A 9,630-nucleotide genomic window follows, 5' to 3' on the forward strand; every position below is an offset into this window, starting at 1 on the left:
AATTTTGGCTTCCTTTCTTTTTGCGTGAAAGTTTCTTTTGTGAGCGCTTGAGAGCTCTCGTATGCTTTTTTAAACTATTAAGCGCAGGAATATGTTCCCCACTTGAGAGTGTTGCAAAGTGGGTAATTCCTAAATCAATGCCAACCATGGATGTTGACGGATGAACAGGAAATTCAATCTCTTGTTCCGCTTGAAAGCTGATGAACCAATCTCCTCCCTCATAGGAGATTGTGACATTTTTAAGGATTCCTATAACATCTCGACTTTTCCAGTACTGTACCCATCCAATTTTAGGCAGATGAACGCGCTTATTTTTTTGATCTAAATTGATTTGTGTCGCATCTGGGAAACGACAAGTTACCCGTCTTCCGCGCTTTTTAAATTTTGGAAATCCCGCCTCTCTTTTGAAAAAATTGACATAAGCTTTTTCCAAATCCATCAATTTTTGTTGGAGAATTTGAGCAGGCGCTTCTTTTAAAAAGGACGTTTCTGCTTCTTTTTTCCAAACAACAAGATAACGCGCCAGTTCAGAATAGCTCAATTTCCTTTGCTCTTTTTCATAAAGCTCTTTTTGAAGAGCGAGAGCTTTATTATATGCAAAACGTGCGCAGCCCATATAGTTCCTCAAAACTTGAGTCTGAGGAATGCTTAATTTTAATTTGAATTGAAATGCTTTTCTAATTTTCATTCAAAAACGATAATACATTTTCTACTAAACCTCAATATCATGGGCTAAAAAAAATGGAATGATGGCTAAATTTCTTTTCCGAACAAAATATGAGTTCTTCAGCCTGCTTTAAAATCGGCGCTCTCATCTCTTCTCTAAAGAAAAGAGTTTTCGAGCGCCTTGTTATAAAAGAGAGATTTCTTCATCGAAAAAAATAATTTTTTGGAATTTTGGTATTTGAAGTCTAAAAATTATGTATTATATAAGTCAATGTTGAGAATAATTTTAAACTAAATTCATTTTAAGTTAAGGTTTCGAAATGTCTTTTAAAGGAATTGTTATCACAGGATAACGCCGCACACATTTTAAATAATGTGTGCCGGAAATTTAATTTTAAGTACGGCAAAACTTAAACAAAATTTAAAAAAAGCTTCTTTTTCAGAAGTTTTGGAGACCGTACATGATTTTTTTACAAAATGTGACTAAAAAATTTGCAGCGCGCCCTATTTTGAGCAATGTGACATATCATTTTCCAGAAGGAGAGCATATCGCTCTTGTTGGACCTAATGGTGCCGGAAAGACAACCCTCTTAAATATTATCACAGGCTTCGAAGAAGCCGATGCTGGAAATGTTACAAAACCAAAAAAAGTAATTGTTGGATACCTTCCTCAAGATCCCAATCCAAGGCCCAAAGCAACGCTTCTTGAAGAATGTATGGACGGAGCTTATGAGCTTCGTGATATTTGTCGCAAGCGTGATGAAGCTCTTGCGCGTATGGGAGAAAATTACTCTGATGAGCTTTTTTATGAATATGAAGCGCTTGAATCTTCTTATTTTCAAAAAGGAGGTTATGCTCTGGAGTCGGAAGCCCGGGGATACCTCATGGGGCTTGGTTTTAAAGCGTCTCAATTTGATCAGTCTCCGACTTCCTTATCGGGAGGATGGCGTATGAGACTTGAGCTTGCTCGAACGCTGATTAATAAACCAGACTTTTTGGTTTTAGATGAGCCGACGAATCATCTTGATCTTCCCAGTATGATATGGCTTGAAGGATTTTTAGAGACCTTTAAAGGAACGCTTTTATTTGTGTCCCATGATCGAGATCTTTTAAACCGTCTTTCAACGGTAACATTGCATCTTCAAAAAGGAGTTTTGACTCCTTATAAAGGAAATTTTGACTCGTTTTTAGAACAACATGAACTTAAGCAACTTCAAAATGAAGCTGCCTCAAAAAATATTCGAACGCGTTATGAGCAGATTGAACGATTTTGTGATCGATTCCGAGCAAGACCTTCAAAAGCAGCACAAGTAAGGAGCCGCATGAAAATGTTGGCCCGTCTTCGTGGGTTGGAAGAAGCAATTGTTCATGAGGAAGATCCTTCTCAAATGGTATTAAACATAAAAGTTGAAATACCAAGTGGAAAACATGTGATGACGTTGAATGATGGCGCAATTGGTTATACCTCTCCCCTTGCCACACGTCTTTTTCTCAAAATTGAACGCGGTCAAAAAATTGCGATTATAGGAGCTAATGGCATTGGAAAATCCACGCTTTTAAAAACAATATCGGGAAAAATTCCTCTTTTAAAAGGAGATCTTACTTTTGGGTCAAATGTAGTGATTGGATATTATGCTCAAGATCAAGTACAGGCTTTAGATGACCGGAAAACAGTCTTAGAAAATATTATGTCACAGGGGGATGTCTCTGAGCAACGGGCACGTGCAACTTTAGGAGGCGTCCTTTTCCAAAAGGATGATGTTTTTAAAAAAACAGGTGTACTTTCAGGAGGAGAAAAAAGTCGTTTAGGATTAAGTTGCTTACTTGTTCAGAAATCTAACTTTTTATTATTAGACGAACCAACCAATCATTTAGATATGTCAAGCACAGAAGTTTTAAGTGATGCTCTTGAGGACTTTAAAGGAACGGTTTTATTTGTAAGCCATAATCGTTCTTTTATTAATCATGTTGCGACGCATATTTTTGCAATGACTTCAGATGGGAGAGGAGAACTTTTTGAAGGAAAGCTTGATGATTATGAGAGATTGTCTGAACGTGCACATTTCCCGAATGTATTAAAATTAACATGAATTATCTAAGATAGTTTCTAAAAAAGGAGAATTATGATATTCATATAAAGATAAATATGTTTTATTAAAAAGTTTTTGTTTTATGGTTTCAGGAGAACAGGAGTTTATCTTTTGGGCGCACGAACAGTGAATCATAGTCAGATTGTTAATACCTACGTAAAAACCCTTTTTTCTTTGGCTCAAGAAGAGAATAAAGTTGAGGAGGTTGAAAGAGATTTAAAAGATTTAGAAGAACATTTGCGTATGAATTCTGGGATAATGAAGCATATATTGTATCCAAAATCGTTAAAAAAAGAACAAAAACGTTCTTTATCCGCCTTAACTCAAAATCTGTGTCTCTTGATAAAAAATTTTATTGGAGTTTTAGATCGATATCACCGTTTAAATCTTTTATTTCCCATTATTTATGGATATCGCAAGTGTGTTGAAGTAAATTTTGGATTTATTCCTGTTTTAGTGGAATCTGCTGTTGCTTTAGAAGAAAATGAGAAAATTTTTTTAAAAAACTATTTAAAAGAGAAGATGGGAAAAGAAATTATTTTGTCTGCAAAAGAAAATCCAAAGCTTTTAGGTGGATTTCAAGTGCAAATAAATTCCATTCTTATTGACTGTTCTTTAAAAACAAAGATCAGCAATCTTGAAAAAACATTGAAAGGTAAATCATAATGAAGATGAAGGCATCTGAAATTGCATCAATCTTGAAAAAAGAAATTTCCGAATTTTCTGAAGCTCCTAAGGTTTCAGAAATTGGACGCGTCTTATCCATGGGGGACGGTGTGGCGCATGTCTATGGTTTAGATAATGTCCAAGCAGGAGAAATGGTTGAATTCCCTTCAGGGCTAAAAGGGATGGCCATTAACCTTGAACTTGACAACGTCGGGATTGTAATCTTTGGAACAGATCGGGAAGTTCGAGAAGGCGACATCGTCAAACGAACAGGACAAATTGTAGAAGTTCCTGTTGGCATGGGACTTTTAGGTCGCGTTGTTGATGCTCTTGGAAATCCCATTGATGGAAAAGGCCCTCTTATTGATGTTGAAAAAGGACGCGTTGAAGTAAAAGCCCCTGGGATTATTATGCGTGAATCAGTACGTGAACCTATGCAAACCGGTCTAAAAGCTATTGATGCCTTGGTGCCTATTGGCCGAGGACAACGAGAGCTTATTATTGGGGATCGACAAACAGGAAAAACATCTCTCCTTATTGACACAATTCTTAATCAGAAAGAAACAAATGCATCTTCAGATCTTAAGTCGAAGTTATTTTGTATTTATGTGGCAATTGGTCAAAAGCGGTCAACAGTTGCACAAATTGTAAAAACACTCGATGATTTTGGGGTTTTAGAGTATTCGATTGTTGTTTCTGCAACGGCTTCAGAGCCCGCTCCGCTCCAATTTTTAGCGCCTTATACAGGGTGTGCTATGGGAGAATATTTTAGAGATCGTGGAATGCATGCCCTCGTTATTTATGATGACCTTTCAAAACATGCTGTGGCATATCGTCAAATGTCTCTTCTCCTAAGACGTCCTCCTGGGCGTGAAGCATATCCAGGCGATGTGTTTTATCTTCATTCAAGGCTTTTAGAACGTGCAGCAAAGCTTTCAGAAGTATATGGAGGAGGGTCATTGACAGCTTTACCAGTTATTGAAACTCAAGGAGGAGATGTTTCTTCTTATATTCCAACAAATGTAATCTCCATTACAGACGGTCAAATTTTCTTAGAGTCAGATTTGTTTTATAAAGGAATCCGACCAGCTATTAATGTGGGGTTATCTGTTTCACGTGTGGGAGGCGCTGCTCAAATAAAAGCTATGAAGCAGGTTGCTGGTAAGATTAAGCTTGAACTTGCTCAGTACCGAGAGATGGCTTCTTTTGCTCAATTTGGGGCTGATCTTGATAAATCAACACAAGATCTTCTAAAACGAGGCGTTTGTTTAACTGAAATTTTGAAGCAACGACAATATTGCCCGATGCCGATTGAAGAACAAGTGGTCTCTATTTTTGCTGGCGTAAGAGGATATTTAGATGATGTTGCTCCTGAAAATATTCAGCGATTTGAAGAGATGTATTTGAATGATCTAAAATGCCAAAAGCCTATTTTATTAGAAACTATTCGCCGTGATAAGATGCTGTCAGAGAAAACGGAAAAAGAATTATCAGAATTTTTAAATCAGTTTAAAAAAATTTTTGTATAGGTTGTTTATGGCAAGTCTTAAAGCTCTGCGCACCCGTATTCGAACAGTTCAAGAGACTGAAAAAATAACAACAGCAATGATGTTGGTCTCTGGATCCAAATTACGAAAAGCAGAGATAAACTTTAAAAAAGCATCTTCTTTTATTAAAGGATTTGAAATGCTTTTGAAGGATATTTCAACAATTGAAAAAAGTGAGACGTTAGGCATTAAACTCCTTCAGCCTTTGAGAGGAAAAGCGCATCATTTGGTTATTGTGATGACATCAGATCGAGGGTTATGTGGGACCTTTAATACTCTTATCATTCGGGATGTCAAAAATTATTTAAAAAATCTTGAAGAAGAAGGAAAAACATTTTCTATTCTTCTTTGTGGTCGAAAAGGACGAGATCTTTTAAAAAAGAATTGGGAAAAATGTTTTTTGAAAGAAGAGATGAATTTTAATACCGAGAAAGATCCTTTGAAAAAAGCTTCTTTGATGAAAGCATATATTATGAATCTTTATCGCACAAATATGTTTGAGGCTTGTACCCTTTTTTACAGTCAATTTTACTCTGTCATGAGCCAAATTCCCCAAAAAGAAACTCTTATCCCAATTTTGTTAAATCCTCTTAAAGAAAGTTCTTCATTTTGCACACCCCATGAGCTTGATTCGTCTCCTCAAGAATTTTTGCCTCCTTTTTTAGAAATGTATCTTTGGACACGACTGGCGCATAGCCTGCTGCAAAGTGAATGGAGTGAACAAGGAGCACGTATGATGGCCATGGATGGAGCGACGCGCAATGCAAAAGAAATGACAGCGTCTTTACAATTGCTTTATAATAGATCTCGCCAGGCAACAATTACGAAAGAGTTAATAGAAATTATTTCAGGGTCGGAGGCCCTCTAACTTATGAAAAATGATAATTCTATCAAAAAATCGGATAAAAAAGTCATACCTTCAAAAGTAACCAAGCTATCCTCTCGGGCAAAAACAATTAAAAAGCCTGAAAAGGATGTTCCTGAAACAGCTTTAAAATTTAAAGGCGTTATCACACAAGTTATAGGACCTGTGGTCGATGTTTTTTTTGAAAATCATCTTCCACGTATTTTAAATGCGCTTCAGACAGAAAATAATGGACAACCTCTTATTTTAGAAGTCGCTCAACATTTAGGAGACGACCAGGTTCGTACAATTGCCATGGATGCAACGGATGGTCTTGTTCGGGGTCAAATTGTGACGGACTTAGATCATCCTATTATGGTTCCAGTAGGGGAAGAAACCCTCGGACGCATTATGGGTGTAACGGGAGAGCCTTTAGATGGAAGGGGGCCTATTCAATCAAAACTTATGCGTCCTATTTATAATGAAGCCCCTTCTTTTACAGAACAATCGACGGAAACCGAAATTTTGATCACAGGCATTAAAGTGATTGATCTTTTAGCACCTTATCCAAAGGGAGGCAAAATTGGACTTTTTGGAGGTGCTGGCGTTGGAAAAACAGTGATTATTATGGAACTTATTAATAACATTGCCAAAGCCCATGGCGGATATTCTGTCTTTGCGGGGGTTGGAGAAAGAACGCGAGAAGGAAATGATCTTTATCATGAAATGATCGATTCGGGTGTTATCGAATTAGATAAAAAAGGATCAAAAGCCTCTCTCGTTTATGCTCAAATGAATGAACCTCCTGGAGCGCGTGCACGTGTTGCTTTTACCGCGTTAACCGTGGCTGAGTATTTTAGGGATATTGCTCATCAAGATGTTCTTCTTTTTATCGATAATATTTTTAGATTTACCCAAGCTGGATCTGAAGTGTCTGCTCTTTTGGGGCGTATTCCTTCTGCTGTGGGGTATCAACCAACACTTGCAACGGAAATGGGAGCTTTACAAGAAAGAATTACAAGTACCCATAAAGGATCAATTACAAGTGTTCAGGCAATTTACGTTCCTGCCGACGATTTGACGGATCCTGCTCCTGCTGCATCCTTTACGCACCTTGATGCGACCACCGTTTTAAATCGACAAATTGCAGAAATCGGTATTTATCCTGCTGTTGATCCTTTGGATTCATCTTCACGTATTTTAGACCCGCGGATTGTGGGAGAGACGCATTATTCTATTGCCCGTGAGGTTCAAAAAATTCTTCAAACTTATAAATCTCTTCAAGACATTATTGCCATTCTTGGCATAGAAGAGCTATCAGAGTCGGATAAACTCATTGTTATGCGCGCGCGGAAAATTCAAAAATTCTTATCTCAACCTTTTTTTGTGGCAGAGGTCTTTTCCGGTATAAAGGGGTGCTTTGTGCCTCTTGAAGAGACCCTTAAGGGATTTGATGCCATCGTGAAGGGAAATTGTGACCATATTCCTGAAAATCTTTTTTACATGGCGGGGACGCTTGATGAAGTCTTAGAGAGATTCTCACGCTCAGAAAAAGAAGAGAAAAACAAGAATGTTTAAAGTGACGCTTATTACGCCAACAGGCATTCTTATGGAAGAGGACGCTTTTATGTGTGTTCTTCCTGGCGAAGAAGGAGCTCTTGGTGTCCTTGAAAATCATATTCCGATGATTGTTGCCTTAAAAAAGGGACGACTCGATCTTTATAAGACAAGCTCTGAGATCATGAGGCAATATGATATTGAAAAGGGTTATGCCCAAATTAATAAAGAGTCTTGTTTTGTTTATACGGAATCTGGGAAAAGTGTTGGATAAATTTAAAGTGGTGCACAATAAGCTTGTCTACAATGAGCCATAACTTGCAAAAACACATTGTACGATGTTAATAAGATCCGAATTTTGAATTAAGGAAATAAGAGACACTCATAATTGAAATACCTTTCGTTTTCTGTGTCCAAATATGGATGAAAAGATGGCTTGAAGACCATTATTCCGAAAAAATCGCATTTTTCTTTTCTTAAATATAAAAAAGTCGCATATAGTAGAGAAAAGGATCTTTCTCATGACGAAAATATCTCTTTCAAGCTTTCCGGAAGTTTTCCTCTCAAATGCCACATTGACGAAGACCATATCGCGTTTTGTAAAAAATGGAAAATTGCGAAAGCTCGCTCCGCGTCTCTATACACAAAATATGATAGATCCGCCGGAGCTTATTATCAAACGGAATTTATGGGTGATCGTAAGTGCTTATTTTCCAGGGGCGTTAATTGCAGATCGAACAGCTCTTGAAAACAAGCCGACAGCTGATGGCTTTATTTTTTTAGTTGCCCCTCAAAAACATAAAATAAAACTCCCTGGAATAACGTTATGTCCCCGAAAAGGACATGCTCCTTTACAAACCGACCGACCATTTATAGGGGGCTTATTTTTATCAACTCTCTCTAGAGCATTTTTAGAAAACATGAAACCCTCGAGAGCGCGAAATTCAGAAACGTCTCGAACACTTTCTAAGAAAGAGATTGAAGAAAAATTGGAAAATCTCCTCAACACTGGAGGCATACAAGCATTGAATAAACTCCGAGATGAGAGTGCAAAAATTTCAAAATCTCTTGGACTCACAAAGGAGTATAAAAGTCTCGACAAACTCATTGGCAGCCTCTTAGGAACAAAATCTGAGAAATTAGAAAGCTCTTTGGGAATGGCGGGGCAATCAGGTTTTGCATACGATCCAAAACGCCTTCATTTATTTTCAGAGTTGTATGCCTCTCTTACCAAGTTGTCTCCCATCTCTAGAATTTCTCCACCTCTTTCCTCAGAAGGGCTCATTAACTTAAGTTTTTTTGAAGCTTATTTTTCCAACTTTATTGAAGGAACAGAGTTCGAAGTGAACGAAGCGAAAGCTATCATTTTTGAAGGAAAGATACCCTTTGAGCGCCCTGAAGATGCACATGATATTTTAGGCACATTTAAGATTGTTTCAAATACCTTTGAAATGAGCCGAGTTCCTCATAATTTTGAAGAATTGTTGCTGCTTCTCAAAACACGGCATGCTTCTATTATGGAAGGCAGACCTGATAAACATCCAGGAGAATTTAAGAAAGAATCCAATCGCGCTGGAAGTACGACTTTTGTACCTCCAGACCTTGTGATCGGAACTTTAAAACAAGGCTTTGATATATACAAAGCCCTTGATTGTCCCCTCCATAAAGCCATCTTCATGATGTTTTTGATTTCAGAGGTCCATCCTTTCACAGATGGAAACGGTCGTGTTGGAAGAATCATGATGAATGCGGAACTTGTAAGCCAATCAGAACAACGCATCATAATTCCGACAATTTACAGAAATAATTATTTAAGTGCTTTGCGTGCTTTATCTTTGAACACCATACCAGATCCTCTGATTCGCGTTTTAGATTTTGCTCAAAGATATACACTTTTTATTCGGTATAACGATTTTAATGAAGCACAGCTTGATCTCAAAAAAACCAATGCTTTTATGGATCCAATGATTGCAGATGAAAATAGTCTGCGTTTAATTTTGCCTTGAAATCTACTAACGACTCATACGCCAAGGTGGAGAAGAAGCTTTTTATTCAATGCGATGGTATTTTTGTTTTGGCAGCTCTTACCCATATCCTGAGAGCAGCTGCCTTTGTATGAAGGTCTTCTGCTTCTTCTTCACTTTGAGGGATTTCATTGGCAAGCGTATCAAGATGATCTGCTAAGTTTTGTATTACCAGAAGATGGTATACGTCCCAATAAGTGGTGTAAAATTGAAAGACCTCTTGAGCGGAGCCTGAA

The 9,630-nt window shown here is 37.6% G+C and carries 9 protein-coding genes; 7 read left to right on the forward strand and 2 right to left on the reverse strand.

The window, feature by feature from the left end:
- On the reverse strand, nt 1-688 hold a 688-nt coding region (locus JSS34_07545), incomplete at its 3' end, for a transposase (GenBank protein MBS0186170.1).
- 439 nt (nt 689-1,127) lie between these two features.
- On the opposite strand from JSS34_07545, the gene JSS34_07550 reads away from it, so the two are divergent.
- From JSS34_07550 to JSS34_07580, 7 genes are all read left to right on the forward strand, one after another.
- Entirely contained in the window at nt 1,128-2,756 is a 1,629-nt protein-coding gene (locus JSS34_07550) for an ABC-F family ATP-binding cassette domain-containing protein (GenBank protein MBS0186171.1), read from the forward strand.
- A gap of 126 nt (nt 2,757-2,882) precedes the next feature.
- On the forward strand, nt 2,883-3,422 hold the full coding sequence (gene atpH / locus JSS34_07555) for an ATP synthase F1 subunit delta (protein MBS0186172.1): 540 nt from the start codon (nt 2,883-2,885) through the stop codon (nt 3,420-3,422).
- On the forward strand, nt 3,422-4,951 hold the full coding sequence (locus JSS34_07560) for a F0F1 ATP synthase subunit alpha (protein ID MBS0186173.1): 1,530 nt from the start codon (nt 3,422-3,424) through the stop codon (nt 4,949-4,951). Before atpH ends, JSS34_07560 begins: the two co-directional genes overlap by 1 nt.
- A 7-nt stretch (nt 4,952-4,958) precedes the next feature.
- The gene (gene atpG, locus JSS34_07565; GenBank protein ID MBS0186174.1) at nt 4,959-5,837 is read left to right on the forward strand and encodes an ATP synthase F1 subunit gamma; all 879 of its coding nucleotides are present in this window, start codon (nt 4,959-4,961) and stop codon (nt 5,835-5,837) included.
- 3 nt (nt 5,838-5,840) lie between these two features.
- The gene (gene atpD / locus JSS34_07570; GenBank protein ID MBS0186175.1) at nt 5,841-7,391 is read left to right on the forward strand and encodes a F0F1 ATP synthase subunit beta; all 1,551 of its coding nucleotides are present in this window, start codon (nt 5,841-5,843) and stop codon (nt 7,389-7,391) included.
- Complete coding sequence (locus tag JSS34_07575) at nt 7,384-7,644, forward strand: F0F1 ATP synthase subunit epsilon (GenBank protein MBS0186176.1); 261 nt, start codon at nt 7,384-7,386, stop codon at nt 7,642-7,644. The genes atpD and JSS34_07575 overlap by 8 nt, the downstream gene beginning before the upstream one ends.
- 247 nt (nt 7,645-7,891) lie before the next feature.
- The gene (locus tag JSS34_07580; GenBank protein ID MBS0186177.1) at nt 7,892-9,376 is read left to right on the forward strand and encodes a Fic family protein; all 1,485 of its coding nucleotides are present in this window, start codon (nt 7,892-7,894) and stop codon (nt 9,374-9,376) included.
- 46 nt (nt 9,377-9,422) lie between these two features.
- Here JSS34_07580 and JSS34_07585 read toward each other — a convergent pair.
- Nucleotides 9,423-9,630 (reverse strand): hypothetical protein (locus tag JSS34_07585; GenBank protein ID MBS0186178.1); only part of this gene is annotated, 208 nt, incomplete at its 5' end.

Source organism: Pseudomonadota bacterium (genome assembly GCA_018242545.1).
In the GTDB taxonomy this organism is placed as follows: domain Bacteria; phylum Pseudomonadota; class Alphaproteobacteria; order 16-39-46; family 16-39-46; genus 16-39-46.

Bases quoted from the DNA above. Each gene is read 5' to 3' on its own strand.
- atpG (MBS0186174.1), top strand. From the start codon at position 4,959: ATGGCAAGTCTTAAAGCTCTGCGCACCCGTATTCGAACAGTTCAAGAG.
- JSS34_07560 (MBS0186173.1), top strand. From the start codon at position 3,422: ATGAAGATGAAGGCATCTGAAATTGCATCAATCTTGAAAAAAGAAATT.
- JSS34_07575 (MBS0186176.1), top strand. From the start codon at position 7,384: ATGTTTAAAGTGACGCTTATTACGCCAACAGGCATTCTTATGGAAGAG.
- atpD (MBS0186175.1), top strand. From the start codon at position 5,841: ATGAAAAATGATAATTCTATCAAAAAATCGGATAAAAAAGTCATACCT.
- JSS34_07550 (MBS0186171.1), top strand. From the start codon at position 1,128: ATGATTTTTTTACAAAATGTGACTAAAAAATTTGCAGCGCGCCCTATT.
- JSS34_07580 (MBS0186177.1), top strand. From the start codon at position 7,892: ATGACGAAAATATCTCTTTCAAGCTTTCCGGAAGTTTTCCTCTCAAAT.